This is a genomic window from Flavobacteriaceae bacterium, assembly GCA_014075215.1.
In the GTDB taxonomy this organism is placed as follows: Bacteria; Bacteroidota; Bacteroidia; order Flavobacteriales; family Flavobacteriaceae; genus Polaribacter.
This window is the reverse complement of the sequence record CP046177.1, coordinates 271488-296706: the sequence shown is the minus strand read 5'-3', so window position 1 is coordinate 296706 and position 25219 is coordinate 271488. Positions and strand designations below refer to the sequence as shown.

Below are 25219 nucleotides of genomic sequence, written 5' to 3'. Positions count from 1 at the left end.
CTAAAAGTTTTGCCTTATGAAATTTGGCAATTACGACTTAGGAAAATTCAAACCAAATGTCCTTTCACGCCACACTCAAAAGGAAGTGGTGTAAAGGACATTTGCGCTATCAAAGACATCACTTATCTAATCTCCATCCCGTATCATACAAAGTAAATGTTGCTTCATCTTCAAAAGTTTCTGTAGAACATGCCACACGCTTACCATGTATTTTACCTCGCAGATAATATAGATCGTTAGTTCTGTATTTATAACTAAATCGTACCGTTGCTTTATTGGTATTCTTATCATGAGAAATCCCAAGAATTTCAGTTACAACGCCATCAGCAATTCTATACTTTTTGTTTCCCACAAAGTATTCAGATTTCATTGCCTCAGTTGGTCTAAGAGTTATTTCATAACGTCCACCACCACCAATACCAGAGATAAATCTTTTGTTTATTGTAACGAGTCCATTTTTTTCTGCTGAAGTAGCGTTTCTCATATTAGTATTATACTGCTTATTATAACTATTAAAGGAAAATAGCAGTCGTTTACTACAAGACACTTTAAAATTTTTAGTAAGAATTGTCATGGCTTTTTCAGAACTTAGTTTTGTTTGGCTTTTGCAAGCGTGTGTAGAAATAAGCAAAAAAGTAAAAAAAGAAAGTTTTAGTAATTGTTTCATAATTAGTATGTTTTTAGAATTATACAAGGCAAACATAATAAAAATGTACCAATAATGTGGTAATTTATATGTTGTAACGTAAAATATCTAAAAAGATGAATTTTACCTTTATTAAAAACGGTAGAACTCATGGCAACAAAGACCACAGCAAAAAGCAAAACATTAGACCCAAAAATTATACAAGTAGCCCAAAAGCTAGAAAAAATAAGAATAGACAATGGCTACACCTCCTATGAGAACTTTGCCATAGAACATGGGATTTCAAGGATGCAGTACTGGCGTATGGAAAAGGGAACAAACTTTACCTTTGAAAGCCTGCTTAGAATATTGGAGGCTCACAAGATGAGTTTAAGTACGTTCTTTTCTGATTTTGATGCATAAAAAAACATCTTGTTTCCAAGATGCTTTTTAAGAATATGAAAAGAAAAAAGAACTATATCTCAAGTCCAATTTCTTTAGCTATTTTGTATGCTGTTTGTTCAAAAGCAAACCATACTAAATGATTTTTAACATTATGCTCAATTTCCATTGAAGCTCCAGTAGTATTTTCAAAATCAGTTTTCGACCAGATAATATCTTGATAATAGGTATCAAAGAAGGTAAGGGTATAATTCATTTAAATACGTTTGTTGTTAGAATCTTTTATCTTTTTAAAAATATGTATCTCATTTTTAATACATTTTTTTAAGCATCTAGCTTTAATTTCTTTGGGCAATTCTTCAATAATTTCATAAATATAAATATCACAAAATGCACCAGAGTAATTTTTTCTATAAATAATGAAACAGATATGTTTTTTGTTTTTAAACCAAAGACGTTTTTTAGCGAAAACGTAACCGAAACTACTCCCTAAGACATTATTATTTCTAATACTAAAACCATTATATAGCTGTCTACTTACCCAATAACCATTGAAATTGGTAATTGTATTTGTTTTTAGTTTTTCTGGAATATCTTGATAGCAAACACCAGATATTAAATCATTAACAAATCGATCTTCAAACAATTTTATAGCTTTAGAATAATATTTTGTATTTGGATACCTATCTAAGAAAGAATTATAGCTTGCTACATTATCAGACTGTTTTGTACCTAACCAGTCTAATTCATGAATATTACTTTTTGCGGTCTCTGAAAATCTACCGTTTGGAAAATTTCTAACATACTCACTAAATGAATATTTTGAATTAATTTTCAAAGCTGTATTCCATGCTTCATTATCTATATTTCTTAATGCCGTTTTTTGATAAATTCCCTTAGGAAACCTTTGTATATATCTATGCCAAGTGCCGTTCGCTCTAGTCAAAATCCATAATGACTTGTCAGCTAGTGTTTCAATAGAATCAAGTATTTTTTGTGTATCTTTAAGTTTAGGTAATTTTAGATAAAAGTTATACCACTTATAGTCATCAGTATTATAGGCAATACTTTTAATTAAATGAGTATAATGATCATAACAGCATCCATTGATTTTATATCTGGCAATGTATTTTTCAGCTTCTTCAAATGATATATTTTCTCGAATAAACTTTATTGCAGACTTTTCTCTTGAGGGTTCTAATTCTGTTAGATGCCGTTTAAAATTATTTGAATAAAAATCGTATGCTTCTGGTGTATTTTCTTTTTTTACTTTTTCCCAAGCGACATTGTCATTAACGATGCGGGCTACATAATAGAAACTAGTTAACAATAATATACCGCCTATGATTAGTAATAGTTTTTTCATATTTAAATATGCTCATATCTAACAAAGATATGAGCATAATTTTAATCATGTGTAATAATAGCTTTTTTTAATCCACCTTTATTCTTGGGGTTTTTAGAAACCGAATACCAATCATAAGAAACATTTTTTAATAACGATTTTGTTTTTTCGACATAAATAGTATCTCCAATAGTGTATTTATCACTAGTTCTCAAAACAGCAGTACAATTATCATCAATTACATAAATGCCTTTCAAGGAAGAAAAGTTAATATGAATTAAATAGCATACAAAGACGGAAGCACTAAGTGCTAATAAAATATATTTTTTCATTGTGTGTATAGTTTTTAATACTATACACTAATCCATAATATAAGTCAATATTAGAGAATGCCGAGTAATTTAATTTGAATCTTTAAAAAGCAATCTTCCTAATAGAAAAGTACCACCTGATACACCTACAGATATTACTAAAGAAATCAAAAATTGAAAAAATCCTATTTGAACCAAACTACTAAAATCACCTTGATTATTGTTATAAACACCGACGTAAGTTCCATAAAAGGATGAGATGGTATCTCCGAATATCATGAAAGCAAACATGATTTGTAGAAAAGAGCCACTTACCTTATCTTTTTTGAATCCACTAAATCTAGTAAAGCATAATACATCAAAATATATAAGTTAATTACTAAAATCATAATTATAGAAAGAAGAATACTATTTGTGGTATCAAACGTTGCTTTAAATGTAAAATACGCATCAAATAATGCGAAAATCAAAAGAAAGGGAATTAAGATTTTTTTTAAATTATTTCTTCTAGTCATTTTTGAGGTTTTACCGAATCAATAGGTATATTTATAAATTCTTTTTTTAAATACTTATAAGAAGCGCTACTAGAATCTTTTAAGATTAGAATTATTTTTTCATCTAATTCTTTTAAGGAATCTAATTGATTATTTTGTTCATATTTTTTAAATAAAATATAACCACCAATAAAGATAATTGGAATTAGAAAAGATAATAATGGATTTAATTTTTTGGGTGCATAACATCTTGTCGCGAAATAGTTATTTTTAAGGATTAACTTTTAAAAGCGACACCATTATGATTAGCGAAGAGGAATTTTTAGCCCAAGCCAAGAAGCGTTATCAAGCGATAGCAAAATTATCAAACATAAAGAGTTACTATGATTACGAAAAGACTTTTGATCAAATATGGACGGACTATGGTCGAGAGGTTTTAGAGAGAAGTATAAGCGAACCATCTAAAGACAGGCGTAAAAAAAAACTTATCACGTTACGGAAAGATAGAGATTAACAACACTCATCCCTTTAGTGAAAAAGTCAATGGATTTAAGATAAGTCCCTATATGCAAGACAAAATGATTTATATTGGTCAAAACGATTGTTATGGAGATGGTCATGAAGTTTTATCGAATCTTCTAGGTGTTTCAGTCAATGCGATGCAGCTTTACAGAGTCACAGACTTTTATGGTGGTTTATTAGAGCAAGAAAAAGTATTGGAGGTTGATGCCGTTGAACCTGATATTCTTAAGGTAGATAACCAAGAGTGCATATATGCTATGGTCGATGGGTCGATGCTTTTCACTCGGGAAGAGGCTTGGAAAGAAGTAAAATTAGGCAGAATTTTTAAACAGAGTAGCTGTATGGACATATCAAATAAACGTGGATGGATACGCCATTCGTTGTATGAAGCATATTTAGGCAAAGCTGATAAGTTTACAGATAGAATGGATAGATACTTAGGCTGTTACAGGAGTATTGATAAGCGACTGATTTTTGTTGGTGATGGTGCTAGATGGATATGGAAATGGGTAGATCAACATTACCCTTTTGCCACACAAATATTGGATTGGTATCATGCTTTAGAACATTTACACGATTTTGCTAAGGTTTGTCTCTCTAATCAAGAGTCATATAACAGTTGGGTTGGTCAACAGGAGCAACTACTAAAAAACAGTCAAGTAAATCAAGTCATTGAGAATATCAAAAACTTAGAATTGACAAAGCAAAATCAACGTAAACAACAAAGCCAACTTATCACATATTATACCGAAAATAGGTCGCGTATGGACTATCAGCAATATCAAAATACAGGAGCAGGTATTATAGGATCTGGAGCCATAGAAGCAGCTAACAGGGAGGTTGTTCAAAAAAGAATGAAACTCTCTGGACAACGTTGGTCTAAAATTGGAGCTCAAAATATGCTCACATTAAGAACAACTAAACTGAGTGATAAATGGAACAAAGTAGTTAACCTAATCTGTACTGAGAAAAATAAAGCTGCTTAAAACGACAAAATGTTATGCACCCAATTTTTTCATTACATCACAAAGGTAAATAATAAAAGTTAACTTTTATCACGAATGGCATTAAGTTCTGCCAAACGATGTTTCATTTTTACATTCTGTAATTGCTCCACACGGTCTTTCTCTATTACCGTATCAAGCATAATGTTAATCACGTTTTTATTGTATTCCGATAAGTCATTTATCATCTCTACTTTCTGAGCCACCGAACGATCTTTAATATCAGAGGATTGAAATAACTCGATGACACCAACACCAAGTGCATCTGCAATTCTGACTATTGAAGATAAGTTCGGATTCGTACCACCACGCTCTAAACGTGAATAGGTAGGTACAAGCATCTCTGCACCATCTACTACATCTTGTTGGGTGAGTCCTTTTTCTTTACGAATCCGTTTGATGTTTTGGAGTAAAAACAAGTGTGTAGCCTCCATATTTAGGCTATTTTATATAATTAAGTGTCGATTTTCGACTCAAATGTAGGTCAAATTATTTATAACAGCAAAAAACACAAGTTTTATTTTTATATATAAACTTATAAGTTTATATTTGCTTTAATTAATTGTGTAATACGTTTCTAAAATAATTGACTATACATTATGAATCAACTCGACACTTCAAATCCTAATCATTTTAAATTCTCAACCGAAGTCTTAGACTTCCATATTTTGGGTGGTTTATCCGTTTTCGGATTAGACCGCATGCGGATAACCCTCAAAGTAAATACCATTGAAGATGAATTTCATGCCTTACGTCATAACATTGATTTGTACAATTCTAATGCAGTGGAAAAACTGGTTCGCAAGTTAGCGGAATATTTAGAAGTGGGAACTTCTATTATCCGCAGAAGTTTACAAGAACTCATTAACCATCTTGAAAAATATCGAATTGAGTTATTAGACAAAGAGGAAGACGAAGAAGCGGAAGCTTATTTGTTATCTAAAAAAGAAAGACGCTCAGCAATGGATTTTCTCAAGTCTGAAAATTTGCTAGAGAAAACCAATAAGCATATTGGTACTAGTGGTGTGATTGGCGAAGTCGGAAACCGACTGTTGATGTATCTTATCTTTACTTCAAGAAAGATGGACAATCCACTACACTGTATTTCTTTTGGTTCTAGTGGAAGTGGAAAAACACACCTACAATCTAAAGTAGCCGAACTCATTCCCGAAGAAGAGAGGCTCAGCCTCACGTCTTTATCAAGTAATTCATTTTACTATTTCAAACGAAATGAATTAAAAAACAAATTGATATTAATTGAGGACTTAGATGGTGCAGATGATGTTTTATATCCACTACTAGAGTTACAGACCAAAAAGAAGATTACAAAATCAGTCGTGCAAAAGGGAATTGGTGGACAAGGAAAGACCAAAAACTTAACGGTAGAAGGTCCTGTATCTGTAGCAGGATGTACCACCCAAGAAAAACTGTATGAGGATAATTCCAATCGTTCCTTTTTGCTTTACATAGACGAAAGCGAAGCACAAGACGAACGTATCATGCAATATCAGAGGTTACTATCCGCAGGGAAGATTAATATAGATGATGAATTGAAAGCACAAACTCTGTTAAGAAATGCCCAACGCCTTTTATCATCTGTTGCAATTCGAAATCCTTATGCAGAATATTTATCGCTGCCTAAATCGGTATTTAAGCCAAGACGTACCAATGCACATTATTTGCAGTTCATAGAAGCCATTACTTTCTACTACCAGCATGGGCGTGAGAAAAAATATGATATCTATACTGGCGAAGAATATATTGAAACGAGTATAGAAGATATCAAACAGGCTAACGCCTTAATCAAAACAATTTTGTTACGTAAGTCTGATCCTTTAAATGGTGCAACACGAAATTACCTCGAACGTCTCAAGACGTATTTGGTAGAAAAAAAGGATACTGTATTTACCAATCAAAATATCCGAAAGGAAATGCGAATAGCGGAAACCACATTACGCAGATATCATCACTTGTTAGTACAAGAAGGCTATATCAAAAAACGAAATGATATTAAAGGGTATTCTTTTTCTTATGAAATTGTGGATGCAAATGAGTACAAGAATTTAGAAAAGCAGATTAATGAAGCATTGGATAATTGTATAAAACGCATTGAAGATTTAGATAATATGGGTGATAGAAAGGCGAGCTAAATACATGAGGTGTCGAGCTTCTCGACCGCCACTCGCCACAGGTTCGCCACTGGCAAAATGGCGAACCTAAGTGTTTGATAATTAAAGAGTAAGAGCCAATTCGCCACAAAAATTGAAACATAAGGAAGCTAAAAAATAAAAATGAAGAAATTACAGCTAAAAAGCAACACGTTTATTACTCTGATTGATAGTTATAAAAACTGGTTAGACGTGCTTGGTTATGCTCCTTCTACGGTTTACAATTTGCCAAATCATCTTCGTGAGTTTTTTCATTACCTAGAGTGCCACGGGCACAGCGATATTACAAAAATCACTACCCAAATCGTAAAAGAGTATTACCAATATTTATCCCATAGAGGCAACCAAAGACGTGGTGGTTCACTTTCCAAATCTTTTTTAAACAAACACCAACAAGCCTTAAAGAAATTTTTAATCTATCTCAAAGAGCATAATTCAAACGTAAAATTTGGTGTGCATCTCAAAGGCGAAAAAATCAACTATCACGATAACAAAGTTATTTTAAATCAAGATGAAATCAAAGCATTATTTGAGGCTTGTAATGTATCACACATGAACGAGCATTTTCAGCTTCGGGACAAGATGATATTAGTACTGCTCTATAGTTGTGGATTAAGACGTAACGAAGCGGTTCATGTGAATTGTGAAGATATCTTATTTGAAAAGCAACGTATCTACGTTAGAAAAGGCAAGAATTACAAAGAACGGTTTGTACCAATTAATAAATACAACTTGGATATGATTGATGAGTATTTATATGATGCACGTCCAGCTTTTATAAAAAACTACCAAACGGATGCCTTACTGCTTTCACAGATGGGTAGACGTATTAATGATATTAGTATTGCCAATCGTTTAAAAGCTATTATTGAGGCCACTGAAAATGAAGATATCCAAAACAAGAATATCACCTTGCATACATTGCGTCATAGCATTGCCACGCACCTTATGCAAAACAAAGTACCTATGAAATCTATTAGTACTTTTTTAGGTCATGCGTCTTTAGAAAGCACACAACTGTATACGCATTTAGCCAAAGAGGTGGATGCTCAACAACCAATTATTACATGATGACATTTAAAGATTATTTACATAAAGAAGATTACGCCAAAACGACAATAGAATCTTACTCTCGCAATCTATTAAAGTTTACCGATTGGTGTAGTTATCAAAATTATGATGCTCAAACCATAGACTATAAATCTTGTATTGAATATGTAGGACATATTCAGAAACAAAGAAAAGGGAAATCCGTTTCTAAAAGCACTGTCAGAAGTGAAATAGGCGCATTAAAAATTTACTTCAATTACCTGGTTGAAACAGAAATACGTTTTGAAAACCCTATTCAAAATATCCACGTAAGAGGTGAGCGAAGAACGGTCAATCACAACCTTTTAGACTTCGATGAACTGGAAGATTTATACTACTCATATCAAACTGAAAATATTGTATTTCCGAATTGTCCGTCGGTTGCAATTCGCAATAAGGTCATTACTGGACTCATGGTATATCAAGGTTTGAATGCTACGGCACTCAAATCCTTGACATACGAACACGTCAATATTACCAAAGGGACTATTTACGTGCCATCTACTCGGAAAACCAACAGTAGAACACTGGAACTAAAATCGTGGCAAATGTTGCCCCTGCTTCGTTATCTCGAACGAGACAGGGAAGTGTTGCAAGAAAAAATAGATTGCCACACACAGGGCTTATTTCCGCTAAAGGGCGATCGTTTTTTCCTTAACGACCGTTTGTTTTTTGAATTGAAAAAACTCAACCACAAAGTCAAAAATGCAAAGCAACTTCGAGCTTCGGTCATCACCCATTGGTTAAGCCAGTACAATATTCGAGAAGTACAATATATGGCTGGGCATCGCTATATTTCTTCCACAGAACGCTATCAGCAAGATGACCTAGAGAACTTACATGAATTGATTGAGAATTTGCATCCGATTTCTTGAGAACAGGGGAAAACACCTATTTGTACGTGTTATTTTTGTTGTATTTTTAAATAAAATTACCTAAGTACATGACAAAAATTTAGTCAAGTTCATATTGTTTTGATTTACAGGGTTTAATAGCACAGAAGCAATATAATCTAATCCATATTTGAATATGCTTTTAGCCATTCTTCCATGCTTTTTTATTTTGATAGGCTTAATCTGATGTAAATATATACCAACTTTGTAACACCATACGAAAGCCATCATTACAAGCAGTACTAATTTTTCAATACGCTTAATATCTTGCAGGTGTGTGTTTTCAATATCAAAGCCACTGGCTTTCATTGCTTTAAAACACATCTCTATCTGCCATCGTTCTTTGTATTGTTCAAAGGCCTTATCAGGAGCGTTGAACGATACAATGATTAAGAAATCAGGCTTTCCATTTTTTGGGTACAACTTGCATCCGGAAAGGAAACAAAGCTGACCATTAACACGTACAATTTTAGGATAATACACAAACTCATTGATCTTATGTGGATTAAACAAGTGAAATACTTTGATGGTTTTGTTCTTATCAGGAAGCTCTACCTTAAAGTTGTTTCGAATGCGGATATAATATTTGATTCCATTTGTATTCAAGAAATCCAACCAATGATTACCTACAAACTCTCTATCGGCTACAATGGATTCAATAACATCTTTGCCAAAAAGTCTTATGAAACGATTCACAAGATCAATACGCTCCTGACTGTTAGAGTTCCCTGGCTTATCTAACATAGTAAATAACAATGGGAAGGCAACACCTTTATAGACAACTCCCAACATAAAAATGTTGATGTTGGTCTGACCAAACTTCCAATTGGTCCTATCAATACTCAAGATCAATCCCTCTTGCTTAGGAAGGAGACTAAATATAAGACGAGCGATCAAATCTCCATCCAACGAATAATCAGCAATAAATCTTTGAATACGTCTGAGTGATGACTTCGAATCTACTGAGGTCTCAAAAGCGTTGGCTACCTTTTCAAAGGTAACTGTCTGTACCTTACAGAGGGCGATAATGAAATGTGATATGAGTTTGATTCTTGCCAAATTGATCTTACCTTGGAAATGAGAACTTAAAACTGAATTTAATTCACTACTTTTAGTGGAAGCATTGGTTTTTTTCATTAGAAAAATGAGTGATGTTATTCTTCTAATATACTGAAAATCAATGCTTTATTTTAATTATTTAACATTTAATTTACTGATAATCAATTAATTATATTTTTTGTCATGTACTAAATAAAATTACTTACATTGCTAATATTCAATACTAATTGAGTAACAAGAATATTAAAAATAATTATTTATGAATAAAAATTCAGATAACTCACTTGTAAGTGCATACTTAAAAGGAGGTTCTTTTTGGCCCCAAATAAGAGGTGGAATTAATATTTATCTTCTTGAAGCTATTTTTATTATGAATAATAACTTTAAATTCTCCGATTTTTTAGAACTTAAGATAAATAAAAATAAAGAAGCTTTAATTATATCTTCTATGAATAGGCTACATAAAAAATATGGAATAGTCTTAACGGATAAGATTTATATATCAGAAGAGTGGAAGTCTGCTCAAGCGGGTGTTTTTTTAACTTGTTTATGTTACATTAAAAATGATTTACCTACTTATAATAGAAGTATTAAGGAGCTTCTTACTTTAGATAATGCGAACTATCTTCAAAATTATTTTGATATTGAGTATAATTATATAACTTTTAGTAGAGCAATAAAATCATCAGTAGATGTACTTGAAGCTGCAAGAGATTTATCTAAGATTTTTTCTTTTCATTTATCAAGAAAAGAACTACCTCTTCCTGATTTTTTTTATGAAACAGCTAAAAAATATAATATGGAAATTCAAGAAAAACCAAATTATAGAATTGCTAATGAATGCTTGGTAATTGCTTCGAGTTTAATTGAATTACAATTAAATAAGTTACATAATTCTGCTATACTTCCTTTAACATGGGGTTTTAAACTCCCATAATAAATTTATTATGAAAAACTATTATCATCCACTTAACACCAATGATTCTTCTAGACAACCAGTTATAATTTGGAACTCAAAAAAACTTCCAGTTCCAATTAATTTGTTTGATACAGCTGATAGTGTAAATAAAAAAAAACCTATTAAAAAAGTAGATTTTTGGATTACAATTAATCCAAGTATCTCAAATAAAACAATAGAAAGAATTTTAAAAAACAATTTAGTTAAAGTGATTCGAATTAGTTCGTCAAAATATAAATCAGATCTAGCAATCGTAGATGAAATTAAACGAATTAGGAAAATAATTGGTATTAAAAAAATTGAAATAGCATTAGATTTATCAGGTCCAAAAGTCAGAATAAGTGCTATAAACAAATTATCACAGGAAAATAAACTTAATATTTACAATGGTGATAAGGTTGTTTTTGTTCCAGAAAACAACCTAAATGAAGATTTCTTAAAAAGACATCAAAATTATAAAGTAGTTCCTTATAAGGGGGAGATTTATAAATCAGTAAAATCAGATTTTCTTTTAGTTTCTGATGGTTGGAATCAATTTAAAATTATTAAAGAATTAGACTCAATATATTATTGTGAGGCACTACATGAATTTATATTATATAATCAAAGAGGTATTGATATCGTTGGGATGTATGATAGGGAACTACCAATGCAAATAATATCTCAAGATACTTTGTCAACATTATTATTGGCTAATGTACTTAATTATCTTGATTGGATTTGTATATCGTTCGCTAACTCTAGTAAAATTATAAATGAAGTAAAAAATTATATTAAAACTTTAGGAAATTTTGATATCAAGCTAATGGCTAAAATAGAAACTAAAACTTCTTTAGAAAATATAAATCAAATATGTGATGTTAGTGACGGTATAATGATAGCTAGGGGTGACTTAGCTGTTCAATTAGCCGTTTATGGAATAGATATGATTAAAGCAGAAGATATTGTTCGAAAAGTATGTTCGACAAAAGACACAGATTGTGTTATTGCTACTCGAGTTGCTGATTCTTTAGATGGAACTCAAAAGAAACTCTCTGAAAATGAATTGTATTTGTTAAAACACGAAATTTTCTCAAATCATCCTCTTACTTTGATGTTGGCTAATGAAACTTCTGAAGATGAAAGTGCTGAAGCTAATTTTAAAATAGTTGTACAAGTAATAAATGGTATTCTGGTAAAAAAATAATCGCTTAAAACTACATATATTTCTACACTCTCTTTTCAAAATTATTATATCTTTGATTTTAATTCTGTATTAGAATAAAGGTATGCCTGAACAACAGAACATAGAATGGAAACAATCTTGGAGAGACGAATACCTACAATGGATTTGTGGGTTTGCCAACGCTAATGGCGGTGTACTTTATATTGGAAAAGATGACAGTGGAAAGATTACAGGAGTTGATAAGTATAAAAAACTTATGGACGAGCTTCCTAACAAAATCAAAGACACTACAGGTGTTGTTTGTGATGTCAATCTACAAGAAGAAAATAATAAACACTTTATTGAAATTGTGGTTAATTCGATGTCTTCTGCTATTTCATATAAAGGGAAATTCTATATGCGTAGTGGTAGCACGAATCAGCTATTAACAGGAACTTCATTAAATGATTTTATATCAAAGAGTGATGGGAAAGATTGGGAAGAAGTTACAGTTCCTAATATATCAATAGAAGACATAGACCAAGATGCGATTGACCATTTTATACAACGAGCGAAAAGTAGTGGACGATTACCATTTATTGAAGAATCAAAAGACACTGAAGCTATTTTAAAAAATCTTGATTTAATAGATGTGAATGATAAATACACGAGAGCATGTATTCTATTGTTTGGGAAAAAACCTAGAAAGGTTGCTTTTAGTGGATTTGTTAAGATAGGTAAATTTGGTAAATCTGCAACAGATTTGATATTTCAAGAAGAAGTAGAAAGTAATGCGTTTCAGTTGACAAATAAGGTTCTTGAAGTACTTGATTTGAAGTATTTTATAAAGCCTATTAGTTACGATGGGATGAATAGAAATGAAACTCCACCGTATCCTTATGATGCTATTCGTGAAGTCTTATATAATGCAATTATTCATAGAGAGTATGAAAACACTCCTGTATTTATTAGTGTGTATCACGACCGAATTAATATTTGGAATCAAGGAGAGTTAACAAAAAAATTATCAATAGAAGATTTAAAAGAAACTCATACATCTCATCCAAGAAACAAATTGATGGCGAATGTATTTTATAAAGCTGGATATATAGAGGCTTGGGGAAGGGGTACCCTAAAGATATATCAAGAATGCGAAAAACACGGATTAGTAGAGCCTAAAATTGAGAATCATTCTAGCGGTTTTTCAATTACTATATTCAACGATATATATAATGAAGAATACATATCCAAATTAGATATTAATGAAAGGCAAAAAGAGGCTATTAAATATATAAAAGAAAATAAAGACATAACTAGTGGTCAATATCAAGATAAATTAAATGTATCTAAAGCAACTGCTAGAAGGGATATTGAAGAATTACTAGAACTTTCTATTATAAAACCAGAAGGTGTTGGTAGAGCTACAAAATATATTATTGATGTGGAAGGCTATAATACAAGACGATAAATGAATCGAAAATGAACCGTAAAAAACCTTGATTTACAGGGTTTTTGAAAAAAATGAACCGTAAAATGAACCGTAAATCTATTTAACAATGACAGAAAACCTTAATGAAAGTACATTGACTAAAGGATTTAAAGAAGAAGCTCTTAAAATGGCAGTAACGTGTGTTCGAAATACGGTAATTGAAAGTTATCACGAGGGGAAAATCCCGCAGTCTAAAACTGGAGATTATTCAGATGTAAAGGTGGTAACTCCTTACGGTGAAATAGCATGGAATGAAGTTGCTAAAATCAACGACATGGAAATGAAGACATTTAATAAAGAAGTTACGAATAGGTTATATACTTATTTAGAAATTTTATTAGGGCAAAAATATAAGGATGAAAAAGAAGTTTTTTTGAATATTGTAATCGTGAGTTTCCACATAATTGGGATGAGCCAAAATTGGATAAGAGAATGATTAAGAACAAAAAATTAAGAATAGAGTAACACTTGGGATGTTTAAAACTACATATTGAAACTGAGCCAATTCTAAGGTTGGCATACTCAAAAAAAGAGCAAAAGTCCTCAAAAAAGATGGGTAGCTACTATCCCTTTGGACTCAAACACAAAGGGTACAATAATGTTATAACTTCCACAAATCCAGCACAGAATTATAAATACAATCAGGGAACAAAAGGTAAAAATTTCCAAGGAAAAGAAGGGAAGTATTTTAAAGTAGAACGACAAGAAGAATTAGGTCTTAATGTTGATATGACCAAATTCAGAATGTATGATTATGCATTAGGTAGATTCACTAGTATCGACCCGTTAGCTGATGCCAATCCTCAAGAGAGTTGGACTCCTTATCAATACGCTTATAATAACCCTATTAGGTACAATGACCCTTATGGTGATTGTCCTTGGTGTGTTGGAGCTTTAGTAGGAGCTTTAGTCGATGTTGCTATTCAAGCTGTTGAGATTTCGCTTGATGATACTAAATCGGCAAAAGATTTTAGTTGGACATCTGTTGGAATATCTGCTGCTGCAGGAGCTACGGGTGTTGGATTGGCTAGCAAACTGAAAAAAGCAGGAACTATTACTAAATTGGCAATTGAAGCTACTACAGATGCTGCTGCTAGCGCAGGAACACAATTAGCGAAAGATGGGGAGGTTGATGTAGTAGATGTGGCAATTGATGTTGTTGGTGGACAAACTGCTGGAAAAATAGCAGGAGATTTTGCTGAAAGTAAATTCTTAAAATCAGGTAAAGGCAAAAAACTACAAGAGGGAGTAAACCAGCAAAAAAATGCTAAAAGAGGTAAATCAAATACTATTTCAAAATCAAAGGCAGATGTAAAAGGTGCTGAAAATAAATTAACTCGTGCAACAGCAGCTAGAGGTGTTGGTGCTTCTACAGCAGCTTCGGGTGCAGCTTCTACAGCAGTTAGTGAAACAAATAAAAAACTCGATGAGGAAAATAAAAAATGAATTGATTAATTGGATAAAGGATAAAAAGAATTTTCCTTATGTAATATTTTTAGTTATAGGGGTAGCGATGGCTTCTTATAAATATAGTTTTGTATCTGCTGTAATAGGTTTTTTCATAATTATTATATTTGGCTTAATCGTTGGTTTTGTAATTAATAGGTTGATAAAATGAAATCAAAAACCACTCTTCGGAGTGGTTTTTTTATGCTTTTTTAAGAAGCAATAAGATTGCCCCGTATTCTATGATAAAAACAAGTAAAAGTTGAGATATTATTTTTACTAATTTATGCAGCAAATTTAAAAGTATCTACATAGGGTGTTTGTCGTTTGACAACGGCAAACACTCTTGCTATTAATTTGTTTCTAATAATGTTAACGGTACTCATTTTACTTTTGCCTTGTTTTATTCTTTTATGATAGTATAATTTCATTTCTGGGTTATGTTGTATAGCAGAAATAGCGCACATATTAATAATTGCTTTCAATTTTTTATTAGCCAAATGAGAGACTTTTGTACGTCCTTTAATACTAGTTCCAGATTGGTAAGGAAAAGGAGCAACACCACAATAAGAGGCAAACTTTCTCCAGTTTTCAAATTTTGAAAAATTGTCAGTAAACACAATCATCATTATAGCAGTTTGCATTCCTATACCTTTAACACTAGTAACAAGTTTATAGGTTTCTTTTAACATTATATTTTGGTCAATAATAGCTTGCATTTGAGTATTAATCTTGTGTATTTGTTTGGTTAGTTCTGCAATCATTTTTTGTTGAACGTCAAAGATTATTTTATACTCTTTTGCTTTATAAATTCTTTTTTGTTCTTTCAAAGTAACTTTAAAACCAGCTCTTTGTTTGTTAAGTTTTGTCCTTAAAGATAAGAGACTTTTTAGTTGTAATATACTTCTTTTAGGTAGCTTACTGGGTTTAAGTTCTTCTTTTAATCGATACCCATATAGAGCAATGCGTTTGGCATCAATTTGGTCATCCTTTCCACGAGCAATACCAATAGATCTTTTAATTTCTAAACCAGAAGCTATGAAAAAAGATAATTTTTGTTCAGTTAAAGACACAGATAATAAATGAGAGTACATTCCTGTATGTTCAAATACAAACATGGTTTCTTCTTTAGAGAAAGACGAATTTTTAAAACTCCACTTTAGCATTAATTTAAATCCAGATTTACTGTTCTCAAACTGTTGAACAATTTGTTTAGAATAGATACAAACATCAATTAATAATTTACTGACATCGATTCCGATAATTTCATTTGTTTTCATAATTTTGTAATTAGATATTAATAATAGTTACTTAAACTAAGACCTTTAATAAGGGCAGAAACTGAAATTCTATATGGTTCTAAGTAACTTTTAAAAAGAACGGAGACTAATACGGGGGATGGCTCTAAAAAGCTAGCTGGCCGCTAAAGTTCACTCCGTTCTTTTGTGTTTTTGGTTATCAACAAAATAAGAGTTATTAACAAAGAAAAAAAGAAGCAAAAAAAGAAATTTCATCATAACTATTATGTTTTTATTTTAAGTAATTATTTCTATTTGCTAATCTAAAGGCTCGTCCTAGAATGTTACGCAACCGCTACCGCTAGCTTGTAGCTAGTGGCGTTTGTGAGTAAAACAGCGAAAAAAAGCTACTTTAGAGATTAGGGTCATTTTTTTATGCAAATTATTTTTGAATATCTTTTTAATTTTTTACTACTTTAGGATGTAAAATTAAAAACTTATTAACAACTCCCTTTTTCTTCTCTACCCTTTGTTACGCCTACCTTTTCGCCGTTTTTTCTTCCTTTTTATTTTTCGCCCTATTCCGTCCTCATTTCAGGGGTTTTTGTGGGGGATTTTTTGTGTTTTTCGTTTGGGTTTTTAGGTTTTTTTGTTGGTGGTTTTTCTTTGACTTTTTTTCGTTTCGTTTTTGGTCTTTTTAAAGCGTTTTTTACGTTAAATTTCATTTTTTTAATGCCCATAGGCAAAAGGACTTTTTTTGACTGGAATAGTCATTTATTTACCAATTTTTAAGCCGATTATTCGGCTTCATCACGCCAAAGTCGAACTCTTTTTTTTGGCTTTTTGTGGTGAGCCACCACAGGCATTTTTTTTGGGTTTTTTTCTTTTCTTTTTTTGCTCTGTTTTGCAGGACAATTTTTGGACTTTTTTAGTGAGCCGACACAGGGAGTTTTTGACAATTATTTGTTTAAATTTTTAAACCTCATTTTTTTTACTCTGCTTTTGTGATTTGACTGCTCTTTTAATTTTGGGCGTTTATTTGCTCTACTTCTTCTAAATATTGACTGTCTTTAGGCTTTTACTTACTAGCAATTACACCATTTTATTGATGCTGATTGCTTGTGGTTCTGCGACTCGTTTTGTAAATTTATTTTTGCCGATTTATTGGCTAAATTGACTTTTATACTCCGAAAATAGGAGTATTTTTTTTTTGCTTTTTTTTACCGCTTTGCGGTGGGGCTTTTTTCTTTTTTTTGCTCTGCTTCGCAGTGCAATTTTTTGAACTTTTTTTAGGGTTTTTAACCCAATTTATTTTCGTTTTTAAACGAACTATTTTTGATATTTCGGAAAACTCAATACAAGTTTTAGGCAGTTCTTATTTGTTCACTTTTTTGTCAATTTAGTATTTGATTTTTAAAAGCAATTTTAAGCCTGTTTTTTGCTCTTTTTTAGCCGTTTTTCGGCTCTCAGATTTAGGGCTTTGTTTCTGTTCTTTTTTGTGTGCTTTTTCCTCTCTTTTTTGCTTTGGTTTTGGGCTGTTTTTGGTTTCGTTTTTCTATGTTTTTCGCCCCCACAAAAACCCCTGAAATGAGGACGGAATAGGGCGAAAAATAAAAAGGAAGAAAAAACGGCGAAAAGGTAGGCGTAACAAAGGGTAGAGAAGAAAAAGGGAGTTGTTAATAAGTTTTTAATTTTACATCCTAAAGTAGTAAAAAATTAAAAAGATATTCAAAAATAATTTGCATAAAAAAATGACCCTAATCTCTAAAGTAGCTTTTTTTCGCTGTTTTACTCACAAACGCCACTAGCTACAAGCTAGCGGTAGCGGTTGCGTAACATTCTAGGACGAGCCTTTAGATTAGCAAATAGAAATAATTACTTAAAATAAAAACATAATAGTTATGATGAAATTTCTTTTTTTGCTTCTTTTTTTCTTTGTTAATAACTCTTATTTTGTTGATAACCAAAAACACAAAAGAACGGAGTGAACTTTAGCGGCCAGCTAGCTTTTTAGAGCCATCCCCCGTATTAGTCTCCGTTCTTTTTAAAAGTTACTTAGAACCATATAGAATTTCAGTTTCTGCCCTTATTAAAGGTCTTAGTTTAAGTAACTATTATTAATATCTAATTACAAAATTATGAAAACAAATGAAATTATCGGAATCGATGTCAGTAAATTATTAATTGATGTTTGTATCTATTCTAAACAAATTGTTCAACAGTTTGAGAACAGTAAATCTGGATTTAAATTAATGCTAAAGTGGAGTTTTAAAAATTCGTCTTTCTCTAAAGAAGAAACCATGTTTGTATTTGAACATACAGGAATGTACTCTCATTTATTATCTGTGTCTTTAACTGAACAAAAATTATCTTTTTTCATAGCTTCTGGTTTAGAAATTAAAAGATCTATTGGTATTGCTCGTGGAAAGGATGACCAAATTGATGCCAAACGCATTGCTCTATATGGGTATCGATTAAAAGAAGAACTTAAACCCAGTAAGCTACCTAAAAGAAGTATATTACAACTAAAAAGTCTCTTATCTTTAAGGACAAAACTTAACAAACAAAGAGCTGGTTTTAAAGTTACTTTGAAAGAACAAAAAAGAATTTATAAAGCAAAAGAGTATAAAATAATCTTTGACGTTCAACAAAAAATGATTGCAGAACTAACCAAACAAATACACAAGATTAATACTCAAATGCAAGCTATTATTGACCAAAATATAATGTTAAAAGAAACCTATAAACTTGTTACTAGTGTTAAAGGTATAGGAATGCAAACTGCTATAATGATGATTGTGTTTACTGACAATTTTTCAAAATTTGAAAACTGGAGAAAGTTTGCCTCTTATTGTGGTGTTGCTCCTTTTCCTTACCAATCTGGAACTAGTATTAAAGGACGTACAAAAGTCTCTCATTTGGCTAATAAAAAATTGAAAGCAATTATTAATATGTGCGCTATTTCTGCTATACAACATAACCCAGAAATGAAATTATACTATCATAAAAGAATAAAACAAGGCAAAAGTAAAATGAGTACCGTTAACATTATTAGAAACAAATTAATAGCAAGAGTGTTTGCCGTTGTCAAACGACAAACACCCTATGTAGATACTTTTAAATTTGCTGCATAAATTAGTAAAAATAATATCTCAACTTTTACTTGTTTTTATCATAGAATACGGGGCAATCTTATTGCTTCTTAAAAAAGCATAAAAAAACCACTCCGAAGAGTGGTTTTTGATTTCATTTTATCAACCTATTAATTACAAAACCAACGATTAAGCCAAATATAATAATTATGAAAAAACCTATTACAGCAGATACAAAACTATATTTATAAGAAGCCATCGCTACCCCTATAACTAAAAATATTACATAAGGAAAATTCTTTTTATCCTTTATCCAATTAATCAATTCATTTTTTATTTTCCTCATCGAGTTTTTTATTTGTTTCACTAACTGCTGTAGAAGCTGCACCCGAAGCTGCTGTAGAAGCACCAACACCTCTAGCTGCTGTTGCACGAGTTAATTTATTTTCAGCACCTTTTACATCTGCCTTTGATTTTGAAATAGTATTTGATTTACCTCTTTTAGCATTTTTTTGCTGGTTTACTCCCTCTTGTAGTTTTTTGCCTTTACCTGATTTTAAGAATTTACTTTCAGCAAAATCTCCTGCTATTTTTCCAGCAGTTTGTCCACCAACAACATCAATTGCCACATCTACTACATCAACCTCCCCATCTTTCGCTAATTGTGTTCCTGCGCTAGCAGCAGCATCTGTAGTAGCTTCAATTGCCAATTTAGTAATAGTTCCTGCTTTTTTCAGTTTGCTAGCCAATCCAACACCCGTAGCTCCTGCAGCAGCAGATATTCCAACAGATGTCCAACTAAAATCTTTTGCCGATTTAGTATCATCAAGCGAAATCTCAACAGCTTGAATAGCAACATCGACTAAAGCTCCTACTAAAGCTCCAACACACCAAGGACAATCACCATAAGGGTCATTGTACCTAATAGGGTTATTATAAGCGTATTGATAAGGAGTCCAACTCTCTTGAGGATTGGCATCAGCTAACGGGTCGATACTAGTGAATCTACCTAATGCATAATCATACATTCTGAATTTGGTCATATCAACATTAAGACCTAATTCTTCTTGTCGTTCTACTTTAAAATACTTCCCTTCTTTTCCTTGGAAATTTTTACCTTTTGTTCCCTGATTGTATTTATAATTCTGTGCTGGATTTGTGGAAGTTATAACATTATTGTACCCTTTGTGTTTGAGTCCAAAGAGGAAATAACTACGTGCTTTTAAAACACTTTTTTTTGAGGTTAGTACTTTTTTAGAACTAATTAATTTTGGTTCAGTACTTTGATGATATGTTAATTTTAAACAGCCCAAATTTTTTAAAACCTTTTTGTAAAAAGAATTGTTTCAAAACTACAAAAAAAATATCGTAAGAGAAAAAAAGGAAACGACCAAAAAAACCGCTTTAAAAAGACCAAAAACAAACTAAAAAAACATCTGAAAAAAGCCCCACCGCAAAGCGGTAAAAAAACCCAATCGCCTTTGGCGGAAAAGCCACAAAAAAACACGCCGTTAGGCGTGTTAAAAGCAATATATAAGCAAAGTGAAGCTAATGATTAAATTCTTCGTTTAAACGGTAGGTTTTCATTCCCCAGTGGTCTGTTCCTATGCAAATCACAGCTTTGTATTGTATCAGCCGATGCAGTACCTTATTGATTAGTTTTTTGCTATGTACGGTATCATAAGCAACCTGCTCGGAAGTAAAATAATCTTGGTCGTAAAAATCCAGTAACTCGCCGTAAAGTTCCCAAATGATTTGACGGTTCTTAAAATCGTTAAAAGTATCTTGGCACAGTGTTTTCATTTTACATCGGTTTTTACTATTTGATAGCGATAATGAACTCCTATTTTACGGCAACGTTTTATTTTGTGTTCGCCTTTAAATTGGTTTAAAAACTGGTTTACAGTACTGCGGTCTATGATTGTTTTGGCAAAAAGTTCTTTCGTTTCAAAAGGTTCAGTAGGAAAATATTTGAGTATTAATATCCATACCTGCTCCTTTTGGTTTATGCGTTTCTTTTTGGGTCTAGCATCCTGTAATTTAAAGAGTTTAAAAGCGGTTAAAAAATCTTCATCATCGGTTTGTAAAACATCGTTTATCAGTTCAGCTCGGTTGGTACTTCGTATCAAAGCAAAGGTTTTAACCCAATCTAAAAACAACAAAGCGTGTTTTTTGTGATAGGTGCTAAAAATTGCGTTTACGTAGTCCGTATTGTGAAACACTACTTTGGTGTTTTCCAGTTCCTCAAACAAAAGCGGAACGGTCTGTAAAAAATCATTTTCTACTACTTTACGCAATTTAAAAACGGCTTTTTCTGTGATTTTTGTAAAATCAAAATTAGCTTCACGTATGCGTGTGTGCGTGTGAGGATTTTGGTTTTGCTGTCCTCCTACTGTTAATCCCTTGTAATTACTAGGTTTTTCAGTAGGAAATGGGCTTTTGGCTAACTGACCGACCGAAAGTGAAAAAGGGAGGGCATTTTGCGGAGTTTCTAGCTTTACATTTTTCATAAAAAAAGGGTTTTAAAAGATTAAAATTAGGCACTAAATAAGGCAAAAAAGCAAAGCGAAAAAGAAAGAGATATGCACAGAAAAAAAAAGACGACAAGCCCTATTCCGTCCTCATTTCAGGGGTTTTTGTGGGGGCGAAAAACATAGAAAAACGAAACCAAAAACAGCCCAAAACCAAAGCAAAAAAGAGAGGAAAAAGCACACAAAAAAGAACAGAAACAAAGCCCTAAATCTGAGAGCCGAAAAACGGCTAAAAAAGAGCAAAAAACAGGCTTAAAATTGCTTTTAAAAATCAAATACTAAATTGACAAAAAAGTGAACAAATAAGAACTGCCTAAAACTTGTATTGAGTTTTCCGAAATATCAAAAATAGTTCGTTTAAAAACGAAAATAAATTGGGTTAAAAACCCTAAAAAAAGTTCAAAAAATTGCACTGCGAAGCAGAGCAAAAAAAAGAAAAAAGCCCCACCGCAAAGCGGTAAAAAAAAGCAAAAAAAAAATACTCCTATTTTCGGAGTATAAAAGTCAATTTAGCCAATAAATCGGCAAAAATAAATTTACAAAACGAGTCGCAGAACCACAAGCAATCAGCATCAATAAAATGGTGTAATTGCTAGTAAGTAAAAGCCTAAAGACAGTCAATATTTAGAAGAAGTAGAGCAAATAAACGCCCAAAATTAAAAGAGCAGTCAAATCACAAAAGCAGAGTAAAAAAAATGAGGTTTAAAAATTTAAACAAATAATTGTCAAAAACTCCCTGTGTCGGCTCACTAAAAAAGTCCAAAAATTGTCCTGCAAAACAGAGCAAAAAAAGAAAAGAAAAAAACCCAAAAAAAATGCCTGTGGTGGCTCACCACAAAAAGCCAAAAAAAAGAGTTCGACTTTGGCGTGATGAAGCCGAATAATCGGCTTAAAAATTGGTAAATAAATGACTATTCCAGTCAAAAAAAGTCCTTTTGCCTATGGGCATTAAAAAAATGAAATTTAACGTAAAAAACGCTTTAAAAAGACCAAAAACGAAACGAAAAAAAGTCAAAGAAAAACCACCAACAAAAAAACCTAAAAACCCAAACGAAAAACACAAAAAATCCCCCACAAAAACCCCTGAAATGAGGACGGAATAGGGCTTGTCGTCTTTTTTTTTCTGTGCATATCTCTTTCTTTTTCGCTTTGCTTTTTTGCCTTATTTAGTGCCTAATTTTAATCTTTTAAAACCCTTTTTTTATGAAAAATGTAAAGCTAGAAACTCCGCAAAATGCCCTCCCTTTTTCACTTTCGGTCGGTCAGTTAGCCAAAAGCCCATTTCCTACTGAAAAACCTAGTAATTACAAGGGATTAACAGTAGGAGGACAGCAAAACCAAAATCCTCACACGCACACACGCATACGTGAAGCTAATTTTGATTTTACAAAAATCACAGAAAAAGCCGTTTTTAAATTGCGTAAAGTAGTAGAAAATGATTTTTTACAGACCGTTCCGCTTTTGTTTGAGGAACTGGAAAACACCAAAGTAGTGTTTCACAATACGGACTACGTAAACGCAATTTTTAGCACCTATCACAAAAAACACGCTTTGTTGTTTTTAGATTGGGTTAAAACCTTTGCTTTGATACGAAGTACCAACCGAGCTGAACTGATAAACGATGTTTTACAAACCGATGATGAAGATTTTTTAACCGCTTTTAAACTCTTTAAATTACAGGATGCTAGACCCAAAAAGAAACGCATAAACCAAAAGGAGCAGGTATGGATATTAATACTCAAATATTTTCCTACTGAACCTTTTGAAACGAAAGAACTTTTTGCCAAAACAATCATAGACCGCAGTACTGTAAACCAGTTTTTAAACCAATTTAAAGGCGAACACAAAATAAAACGTTGCCGTAAAATAGGAGTTCATTATCGCTATCAAATAGTAAAAACCGATGTAAAATGAAAACACTGTGCCAAGATACTTTTAACGATTTTAAGAACCGTCAAATCATTTGGGAACTTTACGGCGAGTTACTGGATTTTTACGACCAAGATTATTTTACTTCCGAGCAGGTTGCTTATGATACCGTACATAGCAAAAAACTAATCAATAAGGTACTGCATCGGCTGATACAATACAAAGCTGTGATTTGCATAGGAACAGACCACTGGGGAATGAAAACCTACCGTTTAAACGAAGAATTTAATCATTAGCTTCACTTTGCTTATATATTGCTTTTAACACGCCTAACGGCGTGTTTTTTTGTGGCTTTTCCGCCAAAGGCGATTGGGTTTTTTTACCGCTTTGCGGTGGGGCTTTTTTCAGATGTTTTTTTAGTTTGTTTTTGGTCTTTTTAAAGCGGTTTTTTTGGTCGTTTCCTTTTTTTTCTCTTACGATATTTTTTTTGTAGTTTTGAAACAATTCTTTTTACAAAAAGGTTTTAAAAAATTTGGGCTGTTTAAAATTAACATATCATCAAAGTACTGAACCAAAATTAATTAGTTCTAAAAAAGTACTAACCTCAAAAAAAAGTGTTTTAAAAGCACGTAGTTATTTCCTCTTTGGACTCAAACACAAAGGGTATAATAATGTTGTTTCTTCCAATGGAAATAGTGTTGCACAGAAGTTTAAGTATAATGGCAAGGAGATAGATGAAGATTTAGGACTGAACCTATATGATTACGAAGCCAGAAACTATCAAGCAGACTTAGGTAGATTTATGCAGATAGACCCACTTGCTGAAATTAGTCAAAGACAATTTAGCCCTTATCATTACGTTAAAAACAATCCTGTAAAATTTGTTGACCCTGATGGAATGATATGGAAAGACCAAGAGGAAGCAGACAGGTTTATTGAAAAGGTTAAAAACAGGTTAAAAAGTGTAACAGGAAAGATAGCAAAACTTCAATATAAACTTGATAATGGAGATTTAAGCGATAAGAAAAAAGCTAAATTAAAGAAAAGGATAGATGGCTTAACATCTCGTACAGAAAGCCTTAAAGGGACTATATCAGATGTAGTTGCATTAGGAGCAGACAAAGATCATGTTTTTGATTTAGTAAGTAATAGTGGAGATACAAATCATGTAAAAGAAGGAAAAGATGGGGTTATTAGTATTCAAGGATCTACTGATGCTTTACATGTTCATGAGATAAAACATGTTGCGCTAGCTTTAAAATCTAGAAATGGATTAAAATTTAATTCTCAGAATCTACTAAAACCTGTTTCAGGAAATGGTCTTAAAGATGAAATCTTAGGATATAGAGCACAGTATGGTTATGAACCAAGTTCTTTACCTGGTTCGGTTAGCAATATGAGTGGTATAGATTTAAAGTATATCGGAAACTTAAGAAAAGATGATGGTACATTGGTTTACCCTATAATCAATCGTATTTGGAAACAAAAACAAAAGCGTATAAAAAACAGTAAGAAACAGAAAAAACAAAATAAAAATTAG

The 25219-nt window shown here is 32.0% G+C and carries 25 protein-coding genes; 15 read left to right on the top strand and 10 right to left on the bottom strand.

The window, feature by feature from the left end; translation table 11 throughout:
* Positions 1-118: 118 nt before the first annotated feature.
* A complete protein-coding gene (locus GKR88_01540) occupies positions 119-667 on the bottom strand; it encodes a hypothetical protein (GenBank protein ID QMU63084.1) in 549 nt (182 codons plus the stop codon).
* A gap of 129 nt (positions 668-796) precedes the next feature.
* Here GKR88_01540 and GKR88_01535 point away from each other — a divergent pair, with 129 nt between their 5' ends.
* On the top strand, positions 797-1048 hold the full coding sequence (locus GKR88_01535) for an XRE family transcriptional regulator (GenBank protein ID QMU63083.1): 252 nt from the start codon (positions 797-799) through the stop codon (positions 1046-1048).
* 52 nt (positions 1049-1100) lie between these two features.
* On the opposite strand, the gene GKR88_01530 is transcribed toward GKR88_01535, so the two are convergent.
* From GKR88_01530 to GKR88_01520, 3 genes are read right to left on the bottom strand one after another with little or no spacing between them, the layout of a single operon-like run.
* A complete protein-coding gene (locus tag GKR88_01530; GenBank protein ID QMU63082.1) occupies positions 1101-1283 on the bottom strand; it encodes a hypothetical protein in 183 nt (60 codons plus the stop codon).
* Positions 1284-2393 carry a hypothetical protein gene (locus GKR88_01525; protein ID QMU63081.1) on the bottom strand — a complete coding sequence of 370 codons (1110 nt, stop codon included), beginning with the start codon at positions 2391-2393 and terminating at the stop codon, positions 1284-1286.
* Between the two features lie 41 nt (positions 2394-2434).
* Positions 2435-2704, bottom strand: coding sequence for a hypothetical protein (locus GKR88_01520; GenBank protein QMU63080.1), 270 nt, complete (start codon positions 2702-2704; stop codon positions 2435-2437).
* Positions 2705-3478: 774 nt separating this feature from the next.
* Here GKR88_01520 and GKR88_01515 point away from each other — a divergent pair.
* Positions 3479-3691, top strand: a complete 213-nt coding sequence (locus GKR88_01515) for a hypothetical protein (GenBank protein ID QMU63079.1) — start codon at positions 3479-3481, stop codon at positions 3689-3691.
* A 52-nt stretch (positions 3692-3743) separates the two neighbouring features.
* Entirely contained in the window at positions 3744-4685 is a 942-nt protein-coding gene (locus GKR88_01510) for a hypothetical protein (protein QMU63078.1), read from the top strand.
* Between the two features lie 59 nt (positions 4686-4744).
* Here the strand turns inward: GKR88_01510 and GKR88_01505 are convergent, their stop codons facing one another.
* On the bottom strand, positions 4745-5137 hold the full coding sequence (locus GKR88_01505; protein ID QMU63077.1) for a helix-turn-helix domain-containing protein: 393 nt from the start codon (positions 5135-5137) through the stop codon (positions 4745-4747).
* A 165-nt stretch (positions 5138-5302) separates the two neighbouring features.
* On the opposite strand from GKR88_01505, the gene GKR88_01500 reads away from it, so the two are divergent.
* The 3 genes from GKR88_01500 (at position 5303) to GKR88_01490 (ending at position 8835) form a co-directional block, all read left to right on the top strand.
* Complete coding sequence (locus tag GKR88_01500; GenBank protein ID QMU63076.1) at positions 5303-6853, top strand: hypothetical protein; 1551 nt, start codon at positions 5303-5305, stop codon at positions 6851-6853.
* Between the two features lie 141 nt (positions 6854-6994).
* A complete protein-coding gene (locus GKR88_01495; protein ID QMU63075.1) occupies positions 6995-7942 on the top strand; it encodes a tyrosine-type recombinase/integrase in 948 nt (315 codons plus the stop codon).
* Positions 7939-8835 (top strand): tyrosine-type recombinase/integrase, encoded by an 897-nt coding sequence (locus GKR88_01490; GenBank protein ID QMU63074.1) that lies wholly within the window; start codon positions 7939-7941, stop codon positions 8833-8835. Before GKR88_01495 ends, GKR88_01490 begins: the two co-directional genes overlap by 4 nt.
* A gap of 60 nt (positions 8836-8895) precedes the next feature.
* On the opposite strand, the gene GKR88_01485 is transcribed toward GKR88_01490, so the two are convergent.
* Positions 8896-9990, bottom strand: a complete 1095-nt coding sequence (locus tag GKR88_01485) for an IS4 family transposase (GenBank protein QMU63073.1) — start codon at positions 9988-9990, stop codon at positions 8896-8898.
* A 181-nt stretch (positions 9991-10171) separates the two neighbouring features.
* Here GKR88_01485 and GKR88_01480 point away from each other — a divergent pair, with 181 nt between their 5' ends.
* The 5 genes from GKR88_01480 to GKR88_01460 all read left to right on the top strand — a co-directional run bounded on the left by GKR88_01480 (position 10172) and on the right by GKR88_01460 (position 14949).
* Positions 10172-10849 (top strand): hypothetical protein, encoded by a 678-nt coding sequence (locus GKR88_01480; GenBank protein ID QMU63072.1) that lies wholly within the window; start codon positions 10172-10174, stop codon positions 10847-10849.
* A gap of 10 nt (positions 10850-10859) precedes the next feature.
* Positions 10860-12056 carry a hypothetical protein gene (locus GKR88_01475; GenBank protein QMU63071.1) on the top strand — a complete coding sequence of 399 codons (1197 nt, stop codon included), beginning with the start codon at positions 10860-10862 and terminating at the stop codon, positions 12054-12056.
* 82 nt (positions 12057-12138) lie between these two features.
* A complete protein-coding gene (locus GKR88_01470) occupies positions 12139-13482 on the top strand; it encodes a DeoR family transcriptional regulator (protein QMU63070.1) in 1344 nt (447 codons plus the stop codon).
* An 88-nt stretch (positions 13483-13570) separates the two neighbouring features.
* Positions 13571-13939: a hypothetical protein gene (locus tag GKR88_01465; GenBank protein QMU63069.1), complete on the top strand. Its 369-nt coding sequence runs from the start codon at positions 13571-13573 to the stop codon at positions 13937-13939.
* Positions 13940-14055: 116 nt separating this feature from the next.
* The gene (locus tag GKR88_01460; protein QMU63068.1) at positions 14056-14949 is read left to right on the top strand and encodes a hypothetical protein; all 894 of its coding nucleotides are present in this window, start codon (positions 14056-14058) and stop codon (positions 14947-14949) included.
* A 284-nt stretch (positions 14950-15233) separates the two neighbouring features.
* Here the strand turns inward: GKR88_01460 and GKR88_01455 are convergent, their stop codons facing one another.
* Positions 15234-16229, bottom strand: a complete 996-nt coding sequence (locus GKR88_01455; GenBank protein ID QMU63067.1) for a transposase — start codon at positions 16227-16229, stop codon at positions 15234-15236.
* A 2096-nt stretch (positions 16230-18325) separates the two neighbouring features.
* On the opposite strand from GKR88_01455, the gene GKR88_01450 reads away from it, so the two are divergent.
* The gene (locus tag GKR88_01450; GenBank protein QMU63066.1) at positions 18326-19321 is read left to right on the top strand and encodes a transposase; all 996 of its coding nucleotides are present in this window, start codon (positions 18326-18328) and stop codon (positions 19319-19321) included.
* A gap of 284 nt (positions 19322-19605) precedes the next feature.
* Here GKR88_01450 and GKR88_01445 read toward each other — a convergent pair whose 3' ends face one another.
* The 3 genes from GKR88_01445 to GKR88_01435 all read right to left on the bottom strand — a co-directional run bounded on the left by GKR88_01445 (position 19606) and on the right by GKR88_01435 (position 21789).
* Positions 19606-20592, bottom strand: a complete 987-nt coding sequence (locus tag GKR88_01445; protein ID QMU63065.1) for a hypothetical protein — start codon at positions 20590-20592, stop codon at positions 19606-19608.
* A gap of 235 nt (positions 20593-20827) precedes the next feature.
* Positions 20828-21082 (bottom strand): hypothetical protein, encoded by a 255-nt coding sequence (locus GKR88_01440; protein ID QMU63064.1) that lies wholly within the window; start codon positions 21080-21082, stop codon positions 20828-20830.
* Positions 21079-21789: a hypothetical protein gene (locus GKR88_01435; protein ID QMU63063.1), complete on the bottom strand. Its 711-nt coding sequence runs from the start codon at positions 21787-21789 to the stop codon at positions 21079-21081. The genes GKR88_01440 and GKR88_01435 overlap by 4 nt, the downstream gene beginning before the upstream one ends.
* Positions 21790-23013: 1224 nt before the next feature.
* Between GKR88_01435 and GKR88_01430 the strand changes: the two genes are divergently transcribed.
* The 3 genes from GKR88_01430 to GKR88_01420 all read left to right on the top strand — a co-directional run bounded on the left by GKR88_01430 (position 23014) and on the right by GKR88_01420 (position 25219).
* Positions 23014-23724, top strand: coding sequence for a hypothetical protein (locus tag GKR88_01430; protein ID QMU63062.1), 711 nt, complete (start codon positions 23014-23016; stop codon positions 23722-23724).
* Complete coding sequence (locus GKR88_01425) at positions 23721-23975, top strand: hypothetical protein (GenBank protein QMU63061.1); 255 nt, start codon at positions 23721-23723, stop codon at positions 23973-23975. Before GKR88_01430 ends, GKR88_01425 begins: the two co-directional genes overlap by 4 nt.
* Before the next feature lie 236 nt (positions 23976-24211).
* Positions 24212-25219 carry a hypothetical protein gene (locus GKR88_01420; GenBank protein ID QMU63060.1) on the top strand — a complete coding sequence of 336 codons (1008 nt, stop codon included), beginning with the start codon at positions 24212-24214 and terminating at the stop codon, positions 25217-25219.

Bases quoted from the DNA above. Each gene is read 5' to 3' on its own strand.
- GKR88_01540 (QMU63084.1), bottom strand. From the start codon at position 667: ATGAAACAATTACTAAAACTTTCTTTTTTTACTTTTTTGCTTATTTCT.
- GKR88_01535 (QMU63083.1), top strand. From the start codon at position 797: ATGGCAACAAAGACCACAGCAAAAAGCAAAACATTAGACCCAAAAATT.
- GKR88_01530 (QMU63082.1), bottom strand. From the start codon at position 1,283: ATGAATTATACCCTTACCTTCTTTGATACCTATTATCAAGATATTATC.
- GKR88_01525 (QMU63081.1), bottom strand. From the start codon at position 2,393: ATGAAAAAACTATTACTAATCATAGGCGGTATATTATTGTTAACTAGT.
- GKR88_01520 (QMU63080.1), bottom strand. From the start codon at position 2,704: ATGAAAAAATATATTTTATTAGCACTTAGTGCTTCCGTCTTTGTATGC.
- GKR88_01515 (QMU63079.1), top strand. From the start codon at position 3,479: ATGATTAGCGAAGAGGAATTTTTAGCCCAAGCCAAGAAGCGTTATCAA.
- GKR88_01510 (QMU63078.1), top strand. From the start codon at position 3,744: ATGCAAGACAAAATGATTTATATTGGTCAAAACGATTGTTATGGAGAT.
- GKR88_01505 (QMU63077.1), bottom strand. From the start codon at position 5,137: ATGGAGGCTACACACTTGTTTTTACTCCAAAACATCAAACGGATTCGT.
- GKR88_01500 (QMU63076.1), top strand. From the start codon at position 5,303: ATGAATCAACTCGACACTTCAAATCCTAATCATTTTAAATTCTCAACC.
- GKR88_01495 (QMU63075.1), top strand. From the start codon at position 6,995: ATGAAGAAATTACAGCTAAAAAGCAACACGTTTATTACTCTGATTGAT.
- GKR88_01490 (QMU63074.1), top strand. From the start codon at position 7,939: ATGATGACATTTAAAGATTATTTACATAAAGAAGATTACGCCAAAACG.
- GKR88_01485 (QMU63073.1), bottom strand. From the start codon at position 9,990: ATGAAAAAAACCAATGCTTCCACTAAAAGTAGTGAATTAAATTCAGTT.
- GKR88_01480 (QMU63072.1), top strand. From the start codon at position 10,172: ATGAATAAAAATTCAGATAACTCACTTGTAAGTGCATACTTAAAAGGA.
- GKR88_01475 (QMU63071.1), top strand. From the start codon at position 10,860: ATGAAAAACTATTATCATCCACTTAACACCAATGATTCTTCTAGACAA.
- GKR88_01470 (QMU63070.1), top strand. From the start codon at position 12,139: ATGCCTGAACAACAGAACATAGAATGGAAACAATCTTGGAGAGACGAA.
- GKR88_01465 (QMU63069.1), top strand. From the start codon at position 13,571: ATGACAGAAAACCTTAATGAAAGTACATTGACTAAAGGATTTAAAGAA.
- GKR88_01460 (QMU63068.1), top strand. From the start codon at position 14,056: ATGGGTAGCTACTATCCCTTTGGACTCAAACACAAAGGGTACAATAAT.
- GKR88_01455 (QMU63067.1), bottom strand. From the start codon at position 16,229: ATGAAAACAAATGAAATTATCGGAATCGATGTCAGTAAATTATTAATT.
- GKR88_01450 (QMU63066.1), top strand. From the start codon at position 18,326: ATGAAAACAAATGAAATTATCGGAATCGATGTCAGTAAATTATTAATT.
- GKR88_01440 (QMU63064.1), bottom strand. From the start codon at position 21,082: ATGAAAACACTGTGCCAAGATACTTTTAACGATTTTAAGAACCGTCAA.
- GKR88_01435 (QMU63063.1), bottom strand. From the start codon at position 21,789: ATGAAAAATGTAAAGCTAGAAACTCCGCAAAATGCCCTCCCTTTTTCA.
- GKR88_01430 (QMU63062.1), top strand. From the start codon at position 23,014: ATGAAAAATGTAAAGCTAGAAACTCCGCAAAATGCCCTCCCTTTTTCA.
- GKR88_01425 (QMU63061.1), top strand. From the start codon at position 23,721: ATGAAAACACTGTGCCAAGATACTTTTAACGATTTTAAGAACCGTCAA.